The 23279-nt window shown below is 69.1% G+C and carries 22 protein-coding genes; 14 read left to right on the top strand and 8 right to left on the bottom strand.

Annotated elements, in window-relative coordinates:
• Nucleotides 1-109: 109 nt before the first annotated feature.
• The 5 genes from FHW84_RS02815 to rph form a co-directional block, all read right to left on the bottom strand.
• Nucleotides 110-487, bottom strand: coding sequence for a PilZ domain-containing protein (locus FHW84_RS02815; RefSeq protein ID WP_167252585.1), 378 nt, complete (start codon nucleotides 485-487; stop codon nucleotides 110-112).
• On the bottom strand, nucleotides 484-2688 hold the full coding sequence (locus tag FHW84_RS02810) for a DUF1631 family protein (RefSeq protein ID WP_167252584.1): 2205 nt from the start codon (nucleotides 2686-2688) through the stop codon (nucleotides 484-486). The genes FHW84_RS02815 and FHW84_RS02810 overlap by 4 nt, the downstream gene beginning before the upstream one ends.
• An 89-nt stretch (nucleotides 2689-2777) precedes the next feature.
• Nucleotides 2778-3944, bottom strand: a complete 1167-nt coding sequence (gene hemW / locus FHW84_RS02805) for a radical SAM family heme chaperone HemW (RefSeq protein WP_167252583.1) — start codon at nucleotides 3942-3944, stop codon at nucleotides 2778-2780.
• A gap of 1 nt (nucleotide 3945) precedes the next feature.
• The gene (gene rdgB / locus FHW84_RS02800; protein WP_167252582.1) at nucleotides 3946-4554 is read right to left on the bottom strand and encodes an RdgB/HAM1 family non-canonical purine NTP pyrophosphatase; all 609 of its coding nucleotides are present in this window, start codon (nucleotides 4552-4554) and stop codon (nucleotides 3946-3948) included.
• Nucleotides 4555-4556: 2 nt separating this feature from the next.
• Nucleotides 4557-5288 carry a ribonuclease PH gene (rph, locus tag FHW84_RS02795; RefSeq protein WP_167252581.1) on the bottom strand — a complete coding sequence of 244 codons (732 nt, stop codon included), beginning with the start codon at nucleotides 5286-5288 and terminating at the stop codon, nucleotides 4557-4559.
• Nucleotides 5289-5380: 92 nt separating this feature from the next.
• On the opposite strand from rph, the gene FHW84_RS02790 reads away from it, so the two are divergent.
• From FHW84_RS02790 to FHW84_RS02760, 7 genes are all read left to right on the top strand, one after another.
• Nucleotides 5381-6241 carry a YicC/YloC family endoribonuclease gene (locus FHW84_RS02790; protein ID WP_167252580.1) on the top strand — a complete coding sequence of 287 codons (861 nt, stop codon included), beginning with the start codon at nucleotides 5381-5383 and terminating at the stop codon, nucleotides 6239-6241.
• Nucleotides 6238-6879, top strand: a complete 642-nt coding sequence (gene gmk, locus FHW84_RS02785) for a guanylate kinase (protein ID WP_167252579.1) — start codon at nucleotides 6238-6240, stop codon at nucleotides 6877-6879. The genes FHW84_RS02790 and gmk overlap by 4 nt, the downstream gene beginning before the upstream one ends.
• A gap of 119 nt (nucleotides 6880-6998) precedes the next feature.
• Nucleotides 6999-7832 carry an ATP-binding cassette domain-containing protein gene (locus FHW84_RS02780; RefSeq protein WP_167252578.1) on the top strand — a complete coding sequence of 278 codons (834 nt, stop codon included), beginning with the start codon at nucleotides 6999-7001 and terminating at the stop codon, nucleotides 7830-7832.
• Nucleotides 7829-8596 (top strand): lipid asymmetry maintenance ABC transporter permease subunit MlaE, encoded by a 768-nt coding sequence (gene mlaE / locus FHW84_RS02775; RefSeq protein WP_167252577.1) that lies wholly within the window; start codon nucleotides 7829-7831, stop codon nucleotides 8594-8596. Before FHW84_RS02780 ends, mlaE begins: the two co-directional genes overlap by 4 nt.
• Nucleotides 8597-8654: 58 nt before the next feature.
• Complete coding sequence (gene mlaD, locus FHW84_RS02770) at nucleotides 8655-9527, top strand: outer membrane lipid asymmetry maintenance protein MlaD (RefSeq protein WP_167252576.1); 873 nt, start codon at nucleotides 8655-8657, stop codon at nucleotides 9525-9527.
• 32 nt (nucleotides 9528-9559) lie between these two features.
• Nucleotides 9560-10228, top strand: coding sequence for an ABC transporter substrate-binding protein (locus FHW84_RS02765; protein ID WP_167252755.1), 669 nt, complete (start codon nucleotides 9560-9562; stop codon nucleotides 10226-10228).
• Complete coding sequence (locus FHW84_RS02760; RefSeq protein ID WP_167252575.1) at nucleotides 10225-10521, top strand: STAS domain-containing protein; 297 nt, start codon at nucleotides 10225-10227, stop codon at nucleotides 10519-10521. Before FHW84_RS02765 ends, FHW84_RS02760 begins: the two co-directional genes overlap by 4 nt.
• A 59-nt stretch (nucleotides 10522-10580) precedes the next feature.
• On the opposite strand, the gene FHW84_RS02755 is transcribed toward FHW84_RS02760, so the two are convergent.
• Nucleotides 10581-11426, bottom strand: coding sequence for a VacJ family lipoprotein (locus FHW84_RS02755; protein WP_167252574.1), 846 nt, complete (start codon nucleotides 11424-11426; stop codon nucleotides 10581-10583).
• 209 nt (nucleotides 11427-11635) lie between these two features.
• Between FHW84_RS02755 and rpoZ the strand changes: the two genes are divergently transcribed.
• The 7 genes from rpoZ to FHW84_RS02720 all read left to right on the top strand — a co-directional run bounded on the left by rpoZ (nucleotide 11636) and on the right by FHW84_RS02720 (nucleotide 19781).
• A complete protein-coding gene (gene rpoZ / locus FHW84_RS02750; RefSeq protein WP_026633813.1) occupies nucleotides 11636-11926 on the top strand; it encodes a DNA-directed RNA polymerase subunit omega in 291 nt (96 codons plus the stop codon).
• Nucleotides 11927-12062: 136 nt separating this feature from the next.
• A complete protein-coding gene (locus FHW84_RS02745) occupies nucleotides 12063-14228 on the top strand; it encodes a bifunctional (p)ppGpp synthetase/guanosine-3',5'-bis(diphosphate) 3'-pyrophosphohydrolase (protein WP_167252573.1) in 2166 nt (721 codons plus the stop codon).
• Between the two features lie 57 nt (nucleotides 14229-14285).
• Nucleotides 14286-14669 carry a RidA family protein gene (locus tag FHW84_RS02740; protein ID WP_167252572.1) on the top strand — a complete coding sequence of 128 codons (384 nt, stop codon included), beginning with the start codon at nucleotides 14286-14288 and terminating at the stop codon, nucleotides 14667-14669.
• Between the two features lie 81 nt (nucleotides 14670-14750).
• Entirely contained in the window at nucleotides 14751-16853 is a 2103-nt protein-coding gene (gene recG / locus FHW84_RS02735; protein WP_167252571.1) for an ATP-dependent DNA helicase RecG, read from the top strand.
• Between the two features lie 106 nt (nucleotides 16854-16959).
• A complete protein-coding gene (locus FHW84_RS02730; protein WP_167252570.1) occupies nucleotides 16960-17892 on the top strand; it encodes a nucleoside hydrolase in 933 nt (310 codons plus the stop codon).
• A 93-nt stretch (nucleotides 17893-17985) separates the two neighbouring features.
• Nucleotides 17986-18231, top strand: a complete 246-nt coding sequence (locus tag FHW84_RS02725) for a type B 50S ribosomal protein L31 (protein WP_167252569.1) — start codon at nucleotides 17986-17988, stop codon at nucleotides 18229-18231.
• 254 nt (nucleotides 18232-18485) lie between these two features.
• Complete coding sequence (locus FHW84_RS02720; protein ID WP_167252568.1) at nucleotides 18486-19781, top strand: citrate synthase; 1296 nt, start codon at nucleotides 18486-18488, stop codon at nucleotides 19779-19781.
• A 70-nt stretch (nucleotides 19782-19851) separates the two neighbouring features.
• Here the strand turns inward: FHW84_RS02720 and FHW84_RS02715 are convergent, their stop codons facing one another.
• Entirely contained in the window at nucleotides 19852-20526 is a 675-nt protein-coding gene (locus tag FHW84_RS02715; RefSeq protein WP_167252567.1) for a hypothetical protein, read from the bottom strand.
• 93 nt (nucleotides 20527-20619) lie between these two features.
• Nucleotides 20620-23127, bottom strand: a complete 2508-nt coding sequence (locus FHW84_RS02710; RefSeq protein WP_167252566.1) for a penicillin-binding protein 1A — start codon at nucleotides 23125-23127, stop codon at nucleotides 20620-20622.
• Between the last annotated feature and the right edge of the window lie 152 nt (nucleotides 23128-23279).

The following is a 23279-nucleotide window of genomic DNA, read 5'->3' as shown; positions in this document are numbered from 1 at the left end:
GATGGGGATCGCGGCGAGTGTGGTGCTTCGCACGAGGCCGGCACCACTATCGCGCAGCAGAAAGCCTCACTTTGGGATTATTCGCACCGAACGGCCGTTCCGGATGGCGTCAATCGGTGCCGCCGGGCAAGGCCAGCCAGGCTTCCAGCAGGGCGGCGTCGGCGGGGCTGATCGAGACGATGCGGAAGCCGGACCACACCTGGCCGGGCGTGGCCGCATCGTCGTGCCATTGTTCCTGGATGCCCAGCTCGATGCTCAGCGCCGCGGCGCTCGTTCCGGGGAAGCTCAGGCCCGGCAGGCCCAGGCTCACCTGGTAAACCGCTTCGCTGCGCGGCGTCTCCGGCCCGATCAGCAGCAGCCCGGTGGCCGACAGATTGCCGAGGTGGCCGAGCGGGCGGTCGTTGATGACGTCGGTGACCGCCACCGTGTAGTTGGCGCGCTTGCGCTGCGCGCGGCGCTGTTCGATCGCGCTGGCAGGGGTGTTCACTGGCGGCCTCCGGCATGCGCGGCGCCGGGCCGCAGGTTCTCCATCAGCGCGCGCAGCGCGCGGTCGAACAGGTTCTCGCGCGGCGCCACCGCCTCGCGGATATGGCCCTGCACCAGCTGGCGCGCCAGCTGTTCCAGCGCCAGCTCGTCGCCGCGCGAACCGCGCCGCGTGACGAACAGGCAGCGCCCGGACACGGTCGAGTACCAGGCCAGCTTCTGCGTCCGGGCGACCTGGCCGGCGTCGTCGAGGAAATCGAACCAGGTGCCGAAGGGCAGGGTGAGCACATGCGCATGCATGCGGCGTTCTTCGTCGTCCAGCGGCACCGCGGTCTTCGCCGGTTCCGGCGGCGTGGCGGCTTCGGTGGCCTGGTGTTCGCCCAGGCGCTGGTGCTGCTTGAGCTTCATCGCCACGCCGGTGGCGGTGAGGCCATCGTCCGCTGCCGTCTCGTCACCGTTGCCGAGCAGGCGGCGGGCGACCTGCGCGGCTTCCTCGGCCTGCATGCCGATCTGCTGCAGGCCGGTCTGGATATCGTCGAGCAGGCTGTTGCGGTCGTCGATCGGCGCCAGGCCCAGCAGCTGGTCGGTGATGCGCAGGCGCGCGGCGAAGGTGTCGCTCTCTTCGCCGTTGCGCAGCAGGGTGAGCGCGAGCACGTCGGACCAGGCGCGTTCGAGCAGGGTGCGCACCAGCCCGCGTGGCGGCGCGGCGCGGAAGCGTTCGGCCATCAGCTCGGCGGCATGGTGGCGCGCATGCTCCAGGCGCTCGCGGCCCTGCATCGCTTCCACCTGGCGCCGCTCGGTGGCCTGCGCCTTGCGCGACAGCAGCGAGAGGTGGTGCTCGATATCGGTCAGCAGGCTGGCGTACAGCGCGGCGCTCGGCGGCTCGCGCTGCGCGCGCTCGGCCAGCTGGGCCAGCTTGGTGGCGAGCGAGCGGTCGACGTCGGCGTCGCCGCCATCCAGCCAGTCGTGCGCGGCCTCGGACATCGCCGCCAGCAGGCGGCGTGCGGGATGTTCGCGCTGGTCGAATACGTCGCGGTCGGCCAGCGCCATGCGCAGCAGCGGCACTTCCCATTCGCCGAGCATGCGCTGCGCGTGGCTGCCGCGCTGCATGCCGCCGGCCATCTGCTCGAACAGCAGGGCCACCAGCTGCACGGTGTCGTCCTGCCGCGGGCTGAGCGAAAGCTTGGGCGTGGAATGTTCGGTGCCGGCATTGAGCAGGGCCAGCAGCTGCTCGCGCAGGCGCAGGGCCTGGCCTCCGGCGGCGACCTGCTGCGCGGCCTGCGCCAGCGGCAATTGCAGGGCGGCCAGCAGATGCTGCAGCTGTTCGTCGCTCAGGGCCTGGCCCAGGGGAGCGGGCGGCGGCGCCGCGGCGCGCTGCAGCGACAGCAGTTCGCGCAGCATGTCGAGCATGTGCTCGCCCAGTTCCACCTGCGGGCCGCCGATGCCGGCCGGCACGCTGCCGGGGATTGCGGCGGCAGGGCTGCGCAGGCCGCGGGCGTCGCCGGGGCGGGCCACGCGATAAGCGTGCAGGTGCGGCAGGATGCCTTCGCCGGCCAGGTGCTGATTGACCGTTTCGTACAGCGAGGCCAGGTGGCGCACCACCATGTGGTCGAACGCATCGAGCAGCAGCAGGCGGTGGCGCACCGGCAGCTCCCAGTCGCGCAAGGCCTCCAGGAAGCAGCGCGACAAGGCCTGCGCGCCCAGCGGCAGATCCTCGCCCTCCATCGGCGGCAGGCTGGCCAGGGCGCCGAAGCGGAAGCTCAGTTCGAACAGCGCCGGCGCATGGCGTGCCTCGCTGCGCACGCCGGACTGTTCCAGCGCTGCGCGCTCGTCGTCCTCGCCGTCGTCCAGCAGCGACAGCGTGAGCGGCGCGGTTTCTTCAGGCTGGATGCCGATGCGCTCGAAGCGCTTGGCTACTTCGGCGAAGAAGCGCTGTTCGAGCATGTCGCGATGGCTCTGCAGCCGCTGGCGCACGCTCATGTGGACCTGCTGGTCCAGATGGTTGCGCGCCTGCTCGGCCTGGCCGAACAGCTTGTGCTCGGCGTCCAGCAGGCAGGCGCGCAAGGGTGCTTCCAGCCAGCTGTCGCAGAGCGCGTGGGTTTCCTCGATGAGGCGGCGCGCGCGCAGGCTCCAGGCCCCGTGGCCGTCGGGCTGCGCGCCGTGGCCGGGCGCGAGCGGTTGACGTCGACCCTGTTCGACATCCATGGCAGTTCCGCCGTTTTCCCCTGTGGACGGGCGCAGTCTAGGCCCGCGGCGGCGGGGCTGCCATCGGCCGAAGGTGCAGGCCGGCCGCCTTAGTCCAGGAAGGCGGCGATCACGTCGTTGAGGAAGCGCTGGCCCAGCCCGGTGGTGTGAAGAAGGGCGGGATCGTCCGCCAGCCAGCCGCGCTCGCGGCACCGGGCCAGGGCGGGGGCGATGCGCCCGGCGGGCAGGCCGGTGCGCGCCTCGAACTCGGCCATCGGCACGCCGTCGACCAGGCGCAGCGCATTGAGCATGTATTCGAACGGCAGCTCGGCCGCGTCCACCGCCTGGTCGCCGCCGATGCGGCCGGGGCCGGCGGCCGCTTCCATCCAGGCGCGCGGGTGGCGCGTCTTCCAGCGCCGGCGCACTTCGCCGGTGGCCGCGTCGCTGAGCTTGCCGTGCGCGCCCGCGCCGATGCCGAGGTAGTCGCCGAAGCGCCAGTAATTGAGGTTGTGCGCGCAGCGCCGGCCGGGCTGCGCATAGGCGGAGATTTCGTACTGGCCGTAGCCGGCGGCGGCCAGCGCCTGCTCGCAGGCTTCCTGCATGGCCCAGGCGTGGTCGTCGTCCGGCAGCGGCGGCGGATTGGCGGCAAATGCCGTGTTCGGTTCCAGCGTGAGCTGGTAGTGCGAGATATGCGTCGGCGCCAGCGCGACGGCGCGCGCCACGTCGTCGAGCGCGCCGTCCAGGGTCTGCTCCGGCAGCGCGTACATCAGGTCCAGGTTGATGTTGGCGTAGCCGGCGTCCTGCGCGGACTTCACCGCGGCCTCCGCCTCGCCGGCGGAATGGATGCGGCCGAGGCGGCGCAGCTTGTCGTCGTCGAAGCTCTGGATGCCGAACGACAGGCGGTTCACGCCCGCGGCGAGATAGCCGTCGAAACGGCCGTGCTCCACCGTGCCGGGATTGGTTTCCAGGGTGATTTCAGCGTCCTGCGCCAGCGGCAGCCGTTCGCGCACGCCGTCCAGGAAACGCGCGATCAGTGCCGGCGCGAACAGGCTGGGCGTGCCGCCGCCGAAGAAGATGCTGTGCACGCTGCGGCCGTGCAGCGCGGCGGCGAAGTCGGCGCGGTCGGCGTCGAGATCGGCCAGCAGCAGGTCCACGTAGCGCTCGTACGGCGGCGGCTCGCCGCGCAGGCCGTGCGAGTTGAAGTCGCAGTACGGGCACTTCTTCACGCACCAAGGCATGTGCACGTACAGCGACAGCGGCGGCGCGAGCAGTGGCATCTCAGGTCCGGTCGCGCTGCCAGCCGGCCAGCCGCGCATGCAGTACGGCGAGCGCCTGGCCGCGGTGGCTGAGGCGGTTCTTGGTGGCCGGCTCCAGCTCGGCCGCGCTGTGCGCCATGCCATCGGGCAGGAACAGCGGGTCGTAGCCGAAGCCGCCCGGCCCGCGCGGCGCGGTGAGCACGCGGCCGTGCCAGCGGCCTTCGGCGATCAGCGGGGCCGGGTCTTCGGCGTGGCGCACCAGGGCCAGCACGCAGATGAAGAAGGCGCCGCGCTGCTCGTCCGGCAGGCCGTCCAGCTCGCGCAGCAGCTTGGCGTTGTTCGCCGCGTTGTCGCCGTGGCCGCCGCTGTAGCGCGCCGAATACAGGCCCGGCGCGCCGCGCAGGTGGTCGACGCAGATGCCGGAGTCGTCGGCCAGCGCGGGCAGGCCGGTGGCGGCCGCCGCGTTGCGCGCCTTCAGCAGCGCGTTCTCGACGAAGGTCAGGCCGGTTTCGTCCGCATCGGCCACGCCCAGGCTGGCCTGCGCGACCACTTCCAGGCCGACGCCGGCGAACAGCTGGTTGAACTCGGCGAGCTTGCCGGGGTTGCTGCTGGCCAGGACGATGCGGTCCATGTTCAACCCTGCGCCAGGGCGGCGCGCTGCGCGGCGACCAGCTCGCCGATGCCCTTCTCGGCGAGCAGCAGCAGGCTGTCCATTTCGTCGCGGCGGAAGGCGTGGCCCTCGGCGGTGCCCTGCACCTCGATAAAGCCGCCGCCGTCGTTCATCACCACGTTCATGTCGGTATCGCAGTTGGAATCTTCGGCGTAGTCCAGGTCCAGCACCGGCGTGCCCTGGTAGATGCCGACCGAGACCGCGGCGATCGCGCCGAACACCGGGTTGCGGCGCAGGTTCTCGCGCTTCATCAGCACGTTGACCGCATCGACCAGGGCCACGTAGGCGCCGGTGATGGCGGCAGTGCGGGTGCCGCCGTCGGCCTGGATCACGTCGCAGTCCAGGGTGATGACGCGTTCGCCCAGGGCCTGGCGGTCGACGCAGGCGCGCAGGCTGCGGCCGATCAGGCGCTGGATTTCCTGGGTGCGCCCGCCCTGGCCGCCGCGGGCGGCTTCGCGCTGGGTGCGGCTGGAGGTGGCGCGGGGCAGCATGCCGTATTCGGCGGTGACCCAGCCCTCGCCCTTGCCGCGCAGCCACGGCGGCACGCGGTCTTCGACGCTGGCGGTGCACAGCACGCGGGTGTCGCCGAAGCTGACCAGCACGGAGCCTTCCGCGTGGCGGGTGTAGTGGCGTTCGATGGTGACGGGGCGCAGCTGGTCGCTGGCGCGGCCGCTCGGGCGGCTGACGGCATTCATGAGGGGCGGTGGCCTGATTGGGCAAGGCAGGGCGGGAGAGTTTACCATTGCGCCCTTTCCGGCCGCCCGCGGCTGCAGATAGGGATTTTCCGATGATCCGCAGCATGACTGCCTACGCCTTCGCCGAGACCACCGGTCCGGTCGGCACCCTCAGCTGCGAGCTGCGCACGGTCAACCACCGCTATCTGGAACTCAGCCCGCGCCTGCCCGACGACCTGCGCGTGTTCGAGAGCACCCTGCGCGAACGCATCGCCGCCCGCCTGTCGCGCGGCAAGGTCGACCTCACCGTGCGCCTGCGCGGCGAAGCCCGCGGCGACGCGCTGCAGGTGAACCATGCGGTGCTGGGCAAGTTGTCGGAGCTGTCGATGGACCTGGAAGCGCGCTTCCCGCGCCTGCAGATCGAATTCACCGAACTGCTGCGCTTCCCCGGCGTGCTGCAGCAGGCCGAGGTGGACCAGGACCAGCTGCAGGCCGCCCTGGTCGCCGTGCTGGACGACGCGCTGGAGGCGCTCACCGCCACCCGCGAACGCGAGGGCGCCAAGCTCGGCGCCATCCTGGGCGAGCGCCTGGACAGCATCGAGCGCATCGTCGGCGACGTGCGCGGCTGGATGCCGCAGATCCGCGAAGGCCTGCGCGCACGCCTGGAGCAGCGCCTGGCGGACCTCAAGCAGCCGGCCGATCCGGGCCGCCTGGAACAGGAACTGGTGCTGCAGATCACCCGCATCGACGTCGACGAAGAACTGGACCGCCTCGCCACGCACATCGCCGAAGCGCGCCGCGTGCTGGGCCTGAAGGAACCGGTCGGCCGCCGCCTGGATTTCCTCATGCAGGAATTCAACCGCGAGGCGAACACGCTCGGTTCCAAGTCGGTGGATTCGCGCAGCACCAATGCGGCGGTGGAGCTGAAGGTGCTGATCGAGCAGATGCGCGAGCAGGTGCAGAACATCGAATGAGCGCGAGCGATACCGCCGCCGGCATTCCGGAAGGCACCCTTTTCGTGGTGGCCGCGCCTTCGGGCGCCGGCAAGTCCACCCTGGTCAATGCGCTGCTGGAGCGCGAGCCGGCGATCTCGCTGTCGATCTCGCACACCACGCGGCCGCCGCGGCCGGGCGAGCAGTACGGGCGGCATTACTACTTCGTCGAGCGCGCGGAATTCGAGCGCGAGATCGCCGACGGGATCTTCCTGGAGCATGCCGAGGTGCACGGCAATCTGTATGGCACTTCGCGCACCACGGTGTCCGATCTGCTGTGCCAGGGGCGCGACGTGCTGCTGGAGATCGACTGGCAGGGCGCGCGGCAGATCCGCCAGTCCAAGCCGGACTGCGTCAGCGTGTTCATCCTGCCGCCGTCGCGGGTGGAACTGGAGCGGCGCCTGCGCGGGCGCGCCTCGGACAGCGCGGACGTGATCGAGCGCCGGCTGCACAACTCGCGCGAGGAAATCGCGCACGCCCACGAGTTCGACTACATCATCGTCAACGACAGCTTCGACGAGGCGCTGGGCGACCTGCAGTCCATCGTGCGGGCGGTGCGCCAGCGCAGCGAGCTGCAATGGCGGCGGCACGAGGCGCTGATCGCCGAGTTGCTCGCATAACGGCGGGCGCGGCGGCTCGCCTGAACGGCAGCCATCAAACCGAGGCGGGGCGCGGCCTCGCATAGCCTTCATGGCCGTCTTCGGCTACTTTGGGCGCCTTTCCCCTGGCAGCTTCGCCCATGACCGACTCCGTTCGTGCCAAGCCAGACGACAGCGCCATCGTGCGCGTCCGTGGCCTGACCACGGTGCTCAACGGCAAGACCATCTTCGACGCGATGGACCTGGACATCCCGCGCGGCAAGGTCACCGCCATCATGGGTCCCAGCGGCACCGGCAAGACCACCCTGCTCAAGCACATCACCGGCCAGATGCGCGGCCAGTCGGGCGAGGTGTGGGTGGACGGCCGGAACGTGCCGGCGCTGCGCCGCGAGCAGCTGTTCGAGCTGCGCGAGCGCATCGGCTACCTGTTCCAGAACTCGGCCCTGCTCACCGACTTCGACGTGTTCGAGAACGTGGCGTTTCCGCTGCGCCAGCACACCGAACTGCCGGAAGTGCTGATCCGCAATATCGTCCTGACCAAACTGCAGGCGGTCGGCCTGCGCGGCGCGGCCAGGCTGATGCCGACCGAGCTTTCCGGCGGCATGGCCCGGCGCGTGGCGCTGGCGCGCGCGATCGTGTTCGATCCGATGCTGATCCTCTACGACGAACCCTTCGTCGGCCTCGATCCCATCGCGCTGAACCAGGTGCTGAAGCTGATCCGCACGCTCAACCAGACCTTGGGCATCACCAGCGTGCTGGTGGCGCACGAGCTGGCCGCGGTGCAGCAGGTGGCCGACCACGTCTACCTCATTGCCAACGGCAAGGTGGTGGCGCAGGGCGATCCGAAAACCATCGCCGACGACGGCTCGCCGTGGACGCGGCAGTTCTTCGGCGGCGAGGCCGACGGCCCGGTGCCGTTCCAGTATCCGGCCGGCGACTACGCCGCGTCGCTCGGCTTCAAGGGGGGCGCATGAGCGCGCCACGCGACAACATCGTCACCCGCTCGCTGGCCCAGATCGGCGACTGCGGGCTGTTCCTGCTGCAGATCCTGGCGGCGATCCCGCGCAGCCTGCGCCACGCGCGCGAGACGGTGCGGCAGCTGTGGTTCGTCGGCGCGATGAGCCTGATCATCATCATGGTCTGCGGCCTGTTCGTCGGCATGGTGCTGGGGCTGCAGCTGTACGACGTGCTGTCGATCTTCGGCGGCACCTCGGCCACCGGCACGGTGGTGGCGATCGCCATCTACCGCGAGCTGGGGCCGGTGGTCACGGCGCTGCTGTTCGCCGGCCGCGCGGGTACCTCGGTCACCGCCGAGATCGGCCTGATGCGCGCCACCGACCAGATCGCCGCCATGGAAATGATGGCGGTGGACCCGATCGCCTACGTGGCGGTGCCGCGTTTCCTCGCCGGCGTGATCGCCATGCCGCTGCTGTGCTGCGTGTTCTGCGCGCTGGGCATCTTCGGCGGCCACCTGGTCGGGGTGAGCTGGCTGGGCATCGACAACGGCACGTTCTGGTCGAACATGACCGCCACCGTCGACCTGGTGAAGGACGTGCTCAACGGCGTGCTGTGGAAGAGCGTGGTGTTCGGCGGCGTGGTGTCGCTGATCGCCGTGTTCCAGGGCTACACCACGCCGCCCACCAGCGAGGGCGTGGCCTATGCCACGACGCGCACGGTGGTGGCTTCGTCGATCGCCATCCTGGCGCTGGACTTCGTGCTCACCGCCTTCCTGATGTGATGCCCATGACTACGCAGATCACTATTGCAACCATCCATTCGCCTGTGAGGATCGTGCCGTGAGCCAGAGACCGTCCTATGCCGTCGGCACCGGCCTGTTCATCGTGCTCGGCTTCGCCGCGCTCGGTTACCTCGCCACGCAGACCACCTCGGTGGCCAATACCAGCCGCGGGCCGAGCTATACCGTCGAGGCGCACTTCGCCAACATCGGCCAGCTCAAGGAGCGCGCGCCGGTGAAGGTGGCGGGCGTGCGCATCGGCCAGGTGCAGTCGATCGTGCTCGATCCCGGCAAGGAAACCGCCGACGTGAAGCTGGCCATCGACCAGCGCTACGACAAGATTCCCACCGATTCGGTGGCGACCATCTTCACCAGCGGCCTGCTCGGCGACCAGTACGTGGGCATCCAGTACGGCAGCTCGGCCAAGCCGCTGGCCAACGGCGGCACCCTGGCGCTGACGCGCCCGGCGCAGCAGCTGGAGGAAATGCTCGGCAAGTTCTTCGGCGCCGGCGGCGCGGCCGACAATCTCGGCGGCAGCTACACGGTGAAGGCGCGCTTCACCAACGTCGGTGCGCTCTCCGCCGGCGCGCCGGTGAAGATGGCCGGCGTGGCGATCGGCAGCGTCAAGTCGGTGCTGGCCGATCCGGTCAAGCTGGACGCCCTGGTGGAGCTGTCGATCGACAAGAAATACGCGCAGATTCCCGACGATTCGGCGGCCGCGGTATTCACCAGCGGTTTGATCGGCACGCAGTACGTTGCGATCCAGCCCGGCGGCTCGCCGGATGCGCTGAAGGACGGTGACGAGCTGGTTCTGACCCAGTCGGCCCTGCAGCTCGAAGACCTGATCGGCAAGTTCCTGGTCAGCGGCTCGGGCGACAAGAAACCGGACGGCGCCCCCGCTTCCTCCTCTTCCTCTCCGGCCGGCAAGCACTGAGCCGGCCGCCACTTCCCAGGAGTTTCCCCATGATGCTGCGCAGTCTGGCTCTCGCCACCGCCATCGCATTCACCGGCATCGTTGCCGCCCCGGTCCACGCCCAGGCCGCCGCCCAGGCGCCGGCCTCCACCCAGACCCCCCAGCAGGTCGCCCAGACCATCGTCGACCAGCTGGGCAAGGCCATCGACGGCCACCAGGCCGAGCTGAAGAAGGACAAGGAAAAGCTCATCTCGGTGATCGACGATGTGTTCCTGCCACACTTCGACATCGACTACGCCTCGATCCTGGTGCTCGGCCAGCACGCCCGCGAAGCCACGCCGGAGAAGCGCGCCGAATTCGCCCGCGCGTTCTACAACTCGATCACCCACCGCTACGCCGAAGGCCTGCTCAGCTACACCCAGGGCCGCGTGAAGGTGCTGCCGTTCAGCGGCGACCTCAATGACAAGCGCACCGTGGTGCGCACCCAGGTGGTGCTGGACGACGGCAAGACGGTGTCGGTCGACTACGCGTTCCGCAAGTCGCGCGAAGGCGACTGGAAGGCCTACGACGTGATCATCGAAGGCATCTCGTACATCACCAACTACCGCAACCAGGTCGACGCCGAGATCAAGAAGGGCGGCCTGGACAACCTCATCTCCGACCTGAAGACCAAGGGCGCCGACGCGCTCAAGCAGATGGACAAGGACGGCAAGCAGGGATGAGCGCCGCCGCCTTCCAGGTGACGCGCGCCGCGCCGGATGCCGTGCAGGTATCCGGCGCGCTGACCTTCGCCACGGCGGCGCAGGCGCTGGCCGCGATCGACGCGGCGGCGGCCGGGGGTTGCCGCCAGGTCGACCTGGCCGGCGTCAGCCAGAGCGACAGCGCCGGCCTGGCCTGCGTGCTGGCGGTGCTGGCCAAGGCGGTGGAGAGCGGCCGTCCGCTGGCGTTGCGCAACGTGCCCGAGGGCATGCGCGTGCTCGCCTCGGTATGCGAAGTGGACCAGCTGCTCGGCTGAGCCGGCGCGCCGGCAACGCGGCAAAGAGAAAGGGGCCTTGCGGCCCCTTTTTCGTGTGCTCAGTTCTGGCTGGGCTTCTGCGCCGCGGGCGGTTCCTGCGACTGCTTCTGTTCCCACTGGTGCTGTTCGTTGAGCAGCTCGTCCGGGTCGAAGTTGGTTTCCTTCAGGCCCTGCATCTGCTCGATCACTTCCGCCGGCGGGTTGCCGTCGTAGATCTGGTAGATGCGCTGCTGGCGGTAGGCGTCGCGCAGGAACACGTAAGGGTCGTAGGCCGACTTCAGGAAGCTCTCGGCGTCGATCGCGCGCGAACGGATGGTGACCAGGTACAGCACCTGCGGGATGTAGTACTGCCCGTAGTGGAATTCGTGGTTGCGCGAGAAATAGCTGAGCGGGTCGAAGAAGTAGCTGTCCACCGGCAGGCGCCACACGTCGCGCACCGTAGTCGGGCCCACGAACGGCAGCATCAGGAAGTCACCCTCCGGCACGCCCCAGCGGGCGAGGGTGATGCCGAAATCGTTGTCTTCCAGCGGCAGGCCGAGCTGGCTGGCCGGGTCGAAGAAGCCGCCCACGCCCAGGGTCAGGTTCACCAGGAAGCGCCCCGTGCTGCGCGCGGCCTGCAGCGGCCGGGCCTGCAGCAGGTCGTTGGCGACCGTGATCGGCATCTTGATGTTGGTGAAGAAGTCGCTGACCGCGCGGCGCACCGGCGGATTGGTCACCTTGCGGTAGCCGACGGCCACCGGGCGGATCACCGCCTGGTCGAGCGAGTCGTTGAAGGCGTAGACCTTGCGGTTGAACTGCTCGTGCGGATCGTCCGTGCGCGGCTTGGCGATGCTGCAGCCGGCCAGCAGGGCGATCGCGGCCAGGGGGAGCAGGCGCAGCAGGAAGAGTCGGATCGAAGAAGACATCGGCGTCGGGGGTCCTGTCCGCTGCGGATTTGAGGGACAACGATTAAGTGTACTGCCTGGTTTTTATATTGTGTACAGCGGGCGAGTCTCGCCCGCTGGCGCTGCAGGCTGGCTGAACCGCGCATGATACGTCCATGCTGCATTGCCAGGAAAGCGCCCCCTGGCTACACTGGCGACCTATAAGTCGCTTTATTCCCTAAGGATTTCACATGGCACGCATTACCGTGGAAGACTGCCTCGAGGTAGTCGACAACCGTTTCGAGCTGGTGCTGATGGCGACCAAGCGCGCCCGCCAGCTCGCCAAGGGTGCCGAGCCGGCGGTCAATCCCGATCACGACAAGCCGACCGTGGTGGCCCTGCGCGAAATCGCCGACCGCCGCATCGACCAGGCCACCATCGACGAGATCGACCGCGCCGAGCGCGAGCGCGCCGAACGCGAGGCGCTGGAATGGGCCGCGGCCGAAGTCGACGACGACCTCTCCAAGGGCGGCGACGACTGATGGATGGCGCCGGCTGTAAACCTGGCCCCGCACGCGCCGGCATCGCCGGTGCGGCGCGCGGCCGCCAGCCAGCCGGCTCTTTGCTTCACCCCGATCAGCGACACGAGGTGGCTGCCTGAGCGGCGGCCAGCGCCCCGTGAGCGCGACTACGCATCCCGATCCCGTGGATACGTCGTCCTTGCCTCCCTACGTACTGGCGCTCAAGGAGCGCATCGCCTACCTGCCGCCCGAGCAGGTGGCGCGCGTGCTGCGCGCCTACGAGGTCGGCGCGCAGGCGCATGAAGGCCAGGCGCGCAAAAGCGGCGAGCCGTACATCACGCATCCGGTGGCCGTCGCCGGCATCCTGGCCGAGCTGGGCCTGGATGCCGAGACCATCATCGCGGCGATCCTGCACGACACGCTCGAAGACACCGCGCTGAGCCGCGCCGAGCTGGCCGGCGAATTCGGCGAGACCGTGGCCGACCTGGTCGACGGCGTCACCAAGCTGGACAAGATGCGCTTCAGCAGCCGCCAGGAAGCGGATGCCGAAAGCTTCCGCAAGATGCTGCTGGCGATGGCGCGCGACCTGCGGGTCATCCTGATCAAGCTCGCCGACCGCCTGCACAACATGCGCACGCTCGGCGCCAAGGATGCCGCGTCGCGCCGCCGCATCGCGCGCGAAACGCTGGAGATCTACGCGCCGATCGCGCAGCGCCTGGGCATGAACAAGTTCAAGGCCGAGCTGCAGGACCTGGGCTTCCGCGCCCTGCATCCGGACCGCTACCGCGTGATCAGCGAGCGCATCCGCGCCGCGCTGGGCAACCGCCGCGAGGCCATGGGCAAGATCGAGGCCGCGCTGTCCACGCGCCTGGCCGGCGAGCACCTGGCCTCGCGCGTGCTCGGCCGCATCAAGTCGCCGTGGAGCATCTATTCGAAGATGCGCAGCGAGCACAAGAGCTTCGCCCAGCTGATGGACGTCTACGGCTTCCGCGTGGTGGTCGACACCGCGATGAGCTGCTACGTCGCGCTGGGCGCGGTGCACTCGCTGTACAAGCCGGTGGACCGCCGCTTCAAGGATTTCATCGCGATCCCCAAGGCCAATGGCTACCAGTCGCTGCACACCGTGCTGCTGGGGCCGTTCGGCGCGCCGATCGAAGTGCAGATCCGCACCGCGGAGATGGACTCCGTGGCCGAACGCGGCGTGGCCGCGCACTGGGCCTACAAGACCGACAGCGGCCCCGCCAACAGCGCGCAGGCGCGGGCGCGCGAGTGGCTGTCGTCGCTGGCGGACAGCCAGGCCAATACGGCGTCGTCGTCCGAGTTCATCGAGAACGTCAAGATCGACCTGTTCCCGGACGAGGTCTATCTGTTCACCCCGCGCGGCGACATCCTCTCGCTGCCGCGCAACGCCACCGCGCTGGACTTCGCCTACGCGGTGCATACCGACGTCGGCGACCACGCGGTGGCCGCGCGCGTCGACAAGAAGCTGCTGCCGCTGCGCACGCGGCTGGAATCGGGCCAGCTGGTGGAAATCATCACCGCGCCGTCCGCGGTGCCGAACCCGGCCTGGCTGGAATCGGTGGTCACCGGCAAGGCGCGCACCGCCATTCGCCAGTACCTCAAGCATCTGCAGCACGAAGACGCCGTCGACTTCGGCCACCGCATGCTCGACCGTGCGCTCGATGCGCAAGGCTCCAGCCTCGATGCCATTCCCGTGGCCGTGCTGGACCGCTTCCTCGAAGCCGCCAAGCTCAAGCGCCTGGAAGAACTGCTCGCCGACATCGCGCTGGGCAACCGCATGCCCGACGTGGTCGCCGGCCAGCTGCTGGCCGCGCGCGGCAAGCAGAAGGGCGGTGCGGCGCCGACCCAGCATGCGGTGGAAAAAATCCGCATCACCGGCGCCGAGCGCGGCGTGCTCAGCTTCGGCAATTGCTGCCACCCGCTGCCGGGCGACGAGATCATCGGCTATCTCTCCACCGGCAAGGGCATCGTGGTGCACCGGATCGAATGCCCGAACGTGGTGGAATTGCGCAAGTCGCCGGAGCGCTGCGTCGCCATCGAATGGGACCGCGACGTGCAGGGCGACTACCGCGCAGAGCTGCGCATCGAGGTCATCAACCGGCCGGGCGTGCTCGCCACCGTGGCCGCGGCCATCGCGGCGGCGAATTCGAATATCGAGAACGTGGAATACGTCGAGCGCGACAGCGCCGCCGCCACCTTGCTGTTCGCTCTGGAAGTGAAGAACCGCAAGCACCTGGCCGACGTGATCCGCCGCGTGCGCCGCACCGGCGTGGTGAGCGGCGCGTACCGCTACCCGCTCTAGGCCGGTCCCGGGATTTCCGTTTTACACTTCGGGCTTTCCCCGCCCGAGGTTCCCGCGATGTCCCGCAGCATCATCTCCACCGACAAGGCGCCGGCCGCGATCGGCCCGTACTCGCAGGCCGTGCGTGCCGGCAACACCGTGTACTTCTCCGGACAGATCCCGCTGGATCCGGCTACCGGCAACCTGGTCCAGGGCGATATCGCACTGCAGACGCGGCGCGTGTTCGACAACCTCAAGGCGGTGGCCGAAGCGGCCGGCAGTTCGCTGTCGGCGATCGTGCGCGTGGGCATCTACGTCACCGATCTGGCCAACTTTGCGACGGTCAATGCGGTGATGGCCGAGTATTTCCAGGCGCCGTATCCGGCGCGTTCCACCATCCAGGTCTCGGCCCTGCCCAAGGGCGCCGAGGTGGAAGTGGACGCGGTGCTGGTGATCGACTGACCCGGCGGCGGGGCATGCGCCGACACGCGCGGCCTCCATCGCCGCTACGCGCCGGCGCACGCCTCCGCTAGGCTTTCCGCAATGTCAGCTGCACCCGCTTCCACCGCTATCGCTCCCGGTCTCGCGCCGGTCTCGTCGCTGCCCGGCATCGGTCCGGCGCTGGCGGCGACGCTGGCCAAGCTGGGGCTGGAGCGCGTGCAGGATCTGTGGTTCCACCTGCCGCTGCGCTACGAGGACCGCACCCAGATCAGCACCATCGCCGACCTGCACGTCGGCGAGCGGGCGCAGGTGGAGGGCGTGGTGGAGGCGGTGGAACGCGGTTTTCGCTACCGGCCGCAGCTCAAGGTCGCCATCACCGACGATTCGCGCGAAACCCTGGTGCTGCGCTTCTTCCATTTCCATCGCGCCCAGGCCGAGCAACTGCGGCCCGGCGTGCGGCTGCTGGTCTACGGCGAAGTGCGCCACGGCGCGCAGGGGCTGGAGATGGTGCATCCGCAGTACCAGCGCCTGGAGGGCGTGGCCGAGCCCGCGGTGGAGGAGCGGCTCACGCCGGTCTATCCCACCACCGAAGGCCTGGGCACCAGGCGCCTGGCCGGCGTGATCGCCAAGGCGCTGGCGCTGCTGCCGCCCGACCGCGAGCTGGAGCTGATTCCGCCTGCGCTCGGCGCCGGCCACGGCCTCACGTCGCTGCGCGAAGCGCTGCTGTACGTGCATCGCCCGCCGCCGGATGCGCACCTGGGCGAGCTCACCCAGGGCCGCCATCCCGCGCAGCAGCGCCTGGCTTTCGAGGAACTGCTCACCCAGCACCTCAGCCTCAAGCGCATGCGCGCCGCGGTGAAGCAGCGGCACTCGCCGGCATTGGGCGGCGACGGCGTGCTGCGCGAGCGCCTGCTGCAGAGCCTGCCGTTCCGGCTTACCGGCGCACAGCAGCGCGTCAGCGAGGCGGTAGCGAAGGACATGGCCAGGACGCATCCCATGCTGCGGCTGGTGCAGGGCGACGTCGGCAGCGGCAAGACCGTGGTCGCCGCGCTGGCCGCGCTGGCCGCGGTGGAATCCGGCCGCCAGGTGGCGCTGATGGCGCCCACCGAGCTGCTGGCCGAGCAGCATCTGCGCAACTTCAGGCATTGGCTGGAGCCGCTGGGCATCGAGGTGGAATGGCTGGCCGGCAAGGTCACCGGCAAGGCGCGCACGCGCGCGCTGGAGCGCGTCGCCGCCGGCGCGCCGGTGGTGATCGGCACGCATGCGCTGATGCAGGAGGGGGTGGAGTTCGCGCGGCTGGGCCTGGTCATCGTCGACGAGCAGCACCGCTTCGGCGTGCAGCAGCGCCTGTCGCTGCGCGACAAGGGGCTGGAAGGCGACCAGGTGCCGCACCAGCTGGTGCTCACCGCCACGCCTATCCCGCGCACCCTGGCGATGAGCGCGTACGCCGACCTGGACGTCTCCTCCATCGACGAACTGCCGCCCGGCCGCACGCCGGTGCAGACCATCGCCATTTCCAACGCGCGCCGCATCGACGTGATCGAGCGCATCCATGCCGCCTGCCGCGAAGGGCGCCAGGTGTACTGGGTGTGCACCCTGATCGAGGAGACCGAGCAGCTGCGCGCGCAGGCCGCCGAAGTGGCGCACGCGGAACTCTCCGCGGCGCTGCAGGACTGCAAGGTAGGCCTGATCCACGGCCGCATGAAGCCGAAGGAAAAGCAGGCGGTGATGGACGCGTTCAAAGCCGGCGAGCTGGCCGTGCTGGTGGCCACCACGGTGATCGAGGTGGGCGTGGACGTGCCCAATGCCAGCCTGATGGTGATCGAGAACAGCGAGCGTCTGGGCCTGGCCCAGCTGCACCAGCTGCGCGGCCGCGTGGGCCGCGGCGCGGTGGCCTCCAACTGCGTGCTGCTGTACCAGCCGCCGCTGGGCATGCTGGCCAAGGAGCGCCTGCAGGTGATGCGCGACACCAACGACGGCTTCCGCATCGCCGAGAAGGACCTGGAACTGCGCGGCCCCGGCGAGGTGCTCGGCACGCGCCAGACCGGCCAGCTCAGCTTCCGCATCGCCGACCTTTCCCGCGACGCGCACCTGCTGCCGGCGGTGCAGGAAGTGGGCGCCGAGATGCTGCGCCACCACGCCGCCCAGGCCGAGCGGCTGATCGAGCGCTGGATCGGCGGCGCGGCGCGCTATGCGCATGCGTGAGCGGGGAACGGGGAACGCGACATCCATCCTCGCGCAACCGCGCAAGTCCCCGTTCCCCGCTCCCCATTCCCCGTCTTAAGCTATCCGGCTCACCGAAGGAAAGCCCATGACCAAGCCCCAGCTCCTGATCGACACCGACCCCGGCGTGGATGACGCGCTTGCGATCCTGATGGCCCATGCCCATGCCGACATCGCCGGCCTGAGCATCGCCGCCGGCAATGTGGGCCTGGGGCATACCGTGCGCAATGCGCGCACGCTGGTCGATCTGGTCGGCGGCGGCGTGCCGGTGTTTGCCGGCTGCCCCACGCCGCTGGTGCGCGGGCCGGAGGAAGACGCCGCTTTCGTGCACGGCATGGACGGCCTGGGCGACGTCGGCTTCGCCGAACCGGCCGCGGCGGCCGAAGCGGAGCAGGCCGCCCTGGCCCTGCTGCGGCTCACCCGCGAGCGCCCCGGCGAGCTGACCCTGGTGGCGCTGGCGCCGCTCACCAACGTGGCCCTGGCGCTGCGCCTGGACCCGACCCTGCCGCAGCGCGTGAAGCGCCTGGTGGTGATGGGCGGCGCGGTCACCGGGCATGGCAATACCGGCAACATTCCGGCGGAATTCAACGTCGGCTTCGATCCGGAAGCCGCCCACGTGGTGTTCGAGGCCTTCCCGCAGTTCGACCTGGTCGACTGGGAAGCCACCCTGCGCCATGCCTTCGACGAGGCGGAATTCGACCAGTGGCTGGCCGCCGGCGACAAGCGCGCCGAATTCTTCGGCCAGGTGTTCCGCACCGCCCGCGCCTTCAATGCCAGCAGCAAGCGCCGCGGCATCATCGCGGCCGATGCGCTCGCCATGGCAGTGGCGATCGACCCCTCCATCGTCACCCGCAGCGAGGAGCGCCACGTCGCGGTGGAGCTGGACGGCCGCCTTACCCGCGGCGCCACCGTGGTGGACTGGGGCGGCCGCCTGGGCCATCCGGCCAATGCGCGCATCGTGCTGGACGTGGACCAGGCGCGCTTCGCGGCCATGGTGAGACGCGCGCTGGGCGCGGCCTGAGCGCCGGTCCCGGGGCAAGTGACTGACGCGCTTGCCCTTGGGTCGAAAGGGTCGCTATAATGCCGCTCTTTCGCCCACCGCTTTGAGTCCGTCATGAAGCCCGATATCCATCCGAATTACCGCCCGGTGGTGTTCCAGGATCTTTCGTCCGACTTCGCGTTCCTGACGCGTTCGACGATCGCCACCAAGGAAACCGTCAAGTGGCAGGACGGCAACGAGTACCCGCTGGTCAAGGTGGATATCTCCAGCCACTCCCACCCGTTCTACACCGGCAAGCAGAAGACCATCGAAACCGGTGGCCGCGTGGACAAGTTCCGCCGCCGCTACGCGCAGAAGTAATCTTCGCGCGACCGGTCAGCCGGGTTTCCGGCTGGCGATAAAGCCAAGCCAGTACACGGAGCATGGGGCGAGCGCAAGCTCGCCCCATGCTTTTTCGCGTCTGTCATCCGACCATTCGCCAAGGGATGTTCGCCGGGTGATGTGTGATAATGGCCGGCGTTGCATCGCGCCTTCCCCAGCGCGCTGCGCCTAATTCCCCCGCCTGGCGCACCACCCCCGGTGACCGGCGGCGACATTCGCTGAAGGAGGTTTCCGTGTCCGATACCAAGACCGTCAAGCTGGTGGATGAGTCGAACAAACGCAGCAGCGAGCTGCCCCTGCTGAGCGGCACGCTCGGCCCGGACTGCATCGACATCGGCAACCTGTACAAGGACACCGGCCACTTCACCTACGACCCGGGCTACGGCAGCACCGCCAGCACCAAGAGCGCCATCACCTACATCGACGGCGACCAGGGCGTGCTGCTGTACCGCGGCTACCCGATCGAGCAGCTGGCCGAGAAGTCGAGCTTCCTCGAGACGGCCTACCTGCTGCTCAACGGCGAGCTGCCCAGCAAGGGCGAGTTCGCCAAGTTCGAAGACGACATCACCCATCACACGATGATGCACGAGTCGCTCAAGGACTTCTTCAAGGGCTTCCACCACGACGCGCACCCGATGGCCATGCTGGCCGCCTCGGTCGCCTCGCTGTCGGCCTTCTACCACGACGATATCGACGTCGATAACGCCGAAGACCGCAAGCTGGCCGCGATCCGCCTGATCGCCAAGATGCCGACGATCGCCGCTGCCTGCTTCCGCTATTCGATCGGCTGGCCGTTCCGCTATCCGCGCAACAATCTCGAATACGTCGACCGCTTCCTGCACATGATGTTCGAAGTGCCGAGCGAGCCGCTGACCCTCAGCCCGGTTGCCGCCAAGGCGCTGGACCTGCTGTTCATCCTGCACGCCGACCACGAGCAGAACGCTTCCACCTCCACCGTCCGCCTGGTCGGTTCGACCGGCGCCAACCCGTACGCCTCCATCGCCGCGGGCATCACCGCGCTGTGGGGCCCGGCGCACGGCGGCGCGAACGAAGCGGTGCTGAAGATGCTCGAGGAGATCGGTACGGCCGACAAGGTCGAAACCGCCGTCAAGCGCGCCAAGGACAAGAACGACAACTTCCGCCTGATGGGCTTCGGCCACCGCGTGTACAAGAACTTCGACCCGCGCGCCAAGATCATCCGCGAGATGACCCACAAGGTGCTGGGCGAGCTGGGCGTCAACGACCCGCTGCTGGAAGTGGCGCTGAAGCTGGAAGAGGCGGCGCTGAAGGACGAGTACTTCGTCGAGCGCAAGCTGTACCCGAACGTCGACTTCTACTCGGGCATCATCTACAAGGCGCTCAACATCCCGACCGAGATGTTCACGGTGATGTTCGCCATCGCGCGTACCGCCGGCTGGATCGCCCACTGGATCGAGCAGCACGAAACCCCCGGCGCCCGCATCGGCCGCCCGCGCCAGATCTACACCGGCGCCGACGTGCGCAACTACGTGCCGGCCGACAAGCGCTGAGCGCTTAAGACCCCGCCACACGAAAACGCCCGGCCATGCCGGGCGTTTTCTTTTGCGTGGAAGGAAGGCGTCAGCGCAGCGCCGACGCCAGCTTGCGTTCGAAGTCGTCGTCTTCGCCGCCCTCGGCGACCAGGGCTTCCACCCCGGCCAGCGAGGCGCGGCGCATCGGTTTCTCGTCGATGCGGTCCAGCGGCGGCTGGCGCAGGGAATTCACCGGCAGCACGGTGAGATCGAACGGCAGTTCGTCGGCGGCGAACAGCAGTACCGGGTACTCGGCCTGTTCGTCGCGGCTCAGGCGCAGGCGGCGCGTCTGCGTTTCCACCGGCACGCCGTGCTCGCGCAGGTGCAGGATGACGGCCTCCGGGTCGTCGCTGAAAACGTGCAGGCACACGGCCGAATGGCTGTCCGCGGTGCCTTCCAGTACCGCGCCGACCAGCCGCGGCTCGTAGTCGCTGAGGAAGCGCATGGCTTCCAGGGCCGCCTCGCGGCGCTTCTGCAAAAGCTGCGGCTGGCTGTGCGCCTGGAAGATGCGCTGGTGCTCGCGCAGCGCTTCCTCGATCTCGTTGTTGCGGGGCAGTGCCTGGGTGTCGAAGATGCCGAGCCGCTCGGCGGCCTTGAGCTTGGCGTGATGAAAATCGCGGATGCCATGCTCGCTCATGAGGCGCGCGGCCTCCTGGGCGATACGCAGGCGGTTGCGCTGGACGCGGTCCTGCGCGTGGATGCGGTGATGCTCGCCTCGAGCCATGATCCTGGTCCCTCCTGGTCGTTGGTTGGAGGTGCGGCCGTTCGCTGACGGCCTCGCGGCGCAGCGGGTGGACCGGGCCACCCGCCTGTCGCGTCAGAAGATGTCGTACGCGTGCTGCTGGTCGGGATCCTCCTGCTGCTGGGTAGCCTGCTGGCGCAGGCGGTCCACGTCTTCCACCTTGAACATTTCCGGCATCGCATTGGGGTTGCCGGGTTCCGAGGGCAGGCCGCTGGAGCGGTCGATCTGTACCGTAGTGATGCCCGGGGGCATCGACAAGGTGGAGGAGGGGCGGTCCTTCAGGGCCGCGCCCATGTAGTCCATCCAGATCGGCAGCGCCGCCTTGGCGCCGAATTCGCCGCGGCCGAGCGAGCCGAAGTCGTCGAAGCCCACCCAGACGGCCGTGGAAAGGTCGCCGTTGAAGCCGACGAACCAGGCGTCGCGGTGCTCGTTGGTCGAGCCGGTCTTGCCGGCCAGGTCGTCGCGGCCCAGGGCCATGGCGGCCGCGCCGGTGCCGCGCCGGATCACGTCCTTCATCAGCGAGGTGACCAGGAAGTCGTTGCGCACGTCGATCACCTGCGGTGCCAGCGTCGGCGGGTGGTTGCCCTCGTGCGCGTCGGCCGGCAGCACCGCGCCGCCCGTGGTGGCGGCGGCGGCCGGCGTGCCGGCGGCGGCCACCGGGTTGGCCGGGGCGGCGCTGGAGGAGGGCGGACCCGGCGGGCGGGTGTCGAGCAGGCGCTCCTGGCAGGTGCGGCAGGCGCGCGCGGGGTTGGCCACGTAGACCGGCTTGCCGTCGCGATCGTCGATCTCGCTGATGAAGTAGGGCGTGACCAGGTAGCCGCCATTGGCGAACACCGCATAGCCGCGCGCCATGCCCATCGGCGATACCGAGGCGGTGCCCAGGGCCATCGAAAGATTCGGCGGCAGGGCGTCGGGTGAGAAGCCGAAGCGGGTGACGTAGTCGCGCGCATAGCGCACGCCGATGGCGTCCAGCAGGCGCACCGAGACCAGGTTCTTCGACTTCACCAGCGCTTCGCGCAGGCGGATCGGGCCGTCGAACTTGTCGTCGTCGTTGGACGGCGTCCACAGGCCGTCCGGGCGCGAGGGGTCGGGCAGGGCCAGCGGGGCGTCGTTGACGATCGAGGCCGGCGTGAAGCCGCGCTCGAACGCCGCCGAGTAGATGTAGGGCTTGAAGCTGGAACCCGGCTGGCGCGCCGCCATCACCGCGCGGTTGAACTTGCTGCGCAGGAAGTTGAAGCCGCCGACCAGGGCCTGCAGCGAGCCGTCCTCCGGGTTCACCGAGGCCAGCGCGCCCTGCACCTTGGGGATCTGCGCCAGTTCCCACTCGCCCTTGGCATTGCGCGCCACGCGGATGATGTCGCCGCGCTTGAGCACGGCCGCCACGTTCTTGGGCGGGGCGCCGACGCGGGTCTCGTTGACGTAGGGCTTGGCCCAGGCCACCGCGTCCTGGCCCAGCTGCACCTGCTCGCGGGTGGACAGGTAGACCGTGGCGTCGCTGGCGCCCACCCCGGTGACCACGCCCGGACGCAGGCCGGCGATGTCGGTATAGCTGGACAGGATGCGGTCGAAGTCCTCGTTGCCGGCGTTCTCGGCCAGCTCCTGGTGGTCCTCGGGGCCGCGCCAGCCATGGCGGCGGTCGTAGTCGATCAGGCCGGCGCGCATGGCGTCCACGGCGGACTGCTGCCGGGCGCTCTGCACCGTGGTCTTGATCACGTAGCCCTCGGTGAGGGCGTCGTTGCCCAGGCGGTCCAGCGCCTGCAGGCGGACCATTTCGGCCAGGTAGGGCGCGTCCACCTCGATCGGCGGCTCGTGCGGGAAAGCGTTGTTGGGCTCGGCGATGGCCTGCTGGTACTCGGCCTGGGTGATGTAGCGGTTCGCCAGCATCTGCCCCAGCACCCAGTTGCGGCGCATCAGGCCGCGCTTGGGGTTGTTGATCGGATTGACCACCGAAGGCAGCTGGAAGGTCGAGGCGATCATCGCGCACTCGGCCACGCTGAGCTGGTCCAGCGACTTGCCGTAGTAGTACGAGGCGGCCGCGGCCACGCCGTAGGAGCGGTGGCCGAGGAACATCTTGTTCAGATAGAGCTCGAGGATCTGGTCCTTGCTCAGCTCGTTCTCCATGCGCAGGGCGATGAAGATTTCGGTGAGCTTGCGCGAATACAACTTCTCGGGGCTCAGGAAGAAGTTGCGCGCAACCTGTTGGGTAATGGTCGAGCCGCCGGGGCCCTTGTCGCCGCCGGAGACGATCACGTGCCAGCCCGCGCGGGCGATGCCGTGCCAGTCGACGCCGGGGTGGCGGTAGAAATCGCCGTCCTCGGCCGACAGCACCGCGTGCTTCAGCCGGTCGGGCACCGCGGCGATGCCGACGGGGATGCGCCGGGTTTCACCGAAGGTGGCGATCAGCTTGCCGTCCGCGCTGACGACGCGCAGCGGCACCTGCATGTGATAGTCCTTCAGGACCGCCACCGAGGGGATGCGCGGCGAGACCAGCCAATACGCCACACCTACTGCGGCGACCGCCAGCAGCAATCCGGTGAAAGCAAGGATCAGCACCCAGCGCAGCAGACGCTTGAGAATTTGCATGGTGTGGATATTGCGAGACCTGAGTCAAAACACGGCACAGTATAGATGTAGCACCATTTGCTTAACGGTACCGGCTGGCAGATTCCCACCTGCGGGTCACTGTTACGTCACAAAAAAGGCCGGGACGTGATTGGCGCTAATTGTGGATGCCG

This window comes from Dyella sp. SG562 (genome assembly GCF_011759495.1).
In the GTDB taxonomy this organism is placed as follows: Bacteria; Pseudomonadota; Gammaproteobacteria; order Xanthomonadales; family Rhodanobacteraceae; genus Dyella_D; species Dyella_D marensis.
The sequence above is the reverse complement of the archived record's forward strand: the minus strand, read 5'-3'. Positions and strand labels throughout refer to the sequence as shown.